Genomic DNA, 868 nt, shown 5'->3' on the forward strand with positions numbered 1-868 from the left:
CCCGTCCCGCCCGAACCCGTGCCGCCCGTCCCGCCGCTACCGCCGTTGTTGGCCGAGCCCGAACCGCCGGACGCGGCGGGCGAGGAATTGTCGTCACCACCGCCGCAAGCGGTCAACGCGAGGCAGGTCAATGCAATCAGTGCAGCGGCTTTCATCGGGATCACCTTTCAAACGAACGGGACGAACGCAGCCAGTGCGCGCGAATCACGCCGCGCGCACCGACCATCATGAATCGGGAATCGAGACTCGGAAATCGGCCGGCGGCCCCGCCGGCCCGGCGACGTCAGTTGACCTGCAACTGGCCGCCTCGGCCCAGGCCGCCCTTGACGTCCTGGGCCTTGTAGCTGCGCAGCGCGACGACCATCTTGTTGTACGCATCGATGAACGCGACGACCGTCGCCTTGCCTTCCGGCGTCGACGAAAAGCCCGCGAGCGCACCGCCCACGCCGCCGCCGAAGCCACCCAGCGCCGCGCCGTAGTTGGTCGCCGTCGAGCTGCCTTCCGACGCCGCGATCTGCACCGCCGAGCGCACGTCGAACAGCGTCAGCGTGACGACCGACGCCTTCGTCTGCAGGTGGCCTGCCACCGCCGCCACCGCGCTGTTGCCGATCAGCCCGCCGATCATGCTGCCGATCCCGCCGATCGGCGAGTCGTTGATCACGATCTGCGGCTCCATGTAGTAGTCGGCCGCGACCCGCTGCCCCTTCTGCTGCTTCGAGCCCGCGCGGTATTCGCCCGAGTTGCGCTGCAACTGCGTGATGCGCGACAGGCGCGCGTCGCTCTTCTGGTTGCCGATCGACGTGATCACGAAGCAGTTCGACTGCTGCACCGCCAGGCGCAGCAGCGGGTCGATCGTCGTCATCTTGGT

The 868-nt window shown here is 68.3% G+C and carries 1 protein-coding gene; it reads right to left on the reverse strand.

The features are described from left to right. Positions 1–283: 283 nt before the first annotated feature. On the reverse strand, positions 284–868 hold a 585-nt coding region (locus C4B30_RS34995), incomplete at its 5' end, for a hypothetical protein (RefSeq protein ID WP_105133686.1).

Source organism: Burkholderia sp. BE12, assembly GCF_002959955.1.
Lineage (GTDB): Bacteria > Pseudomonadota > Gammaproteobacteria > Burkholderiales > Burkholderiaceae > Burkholderia.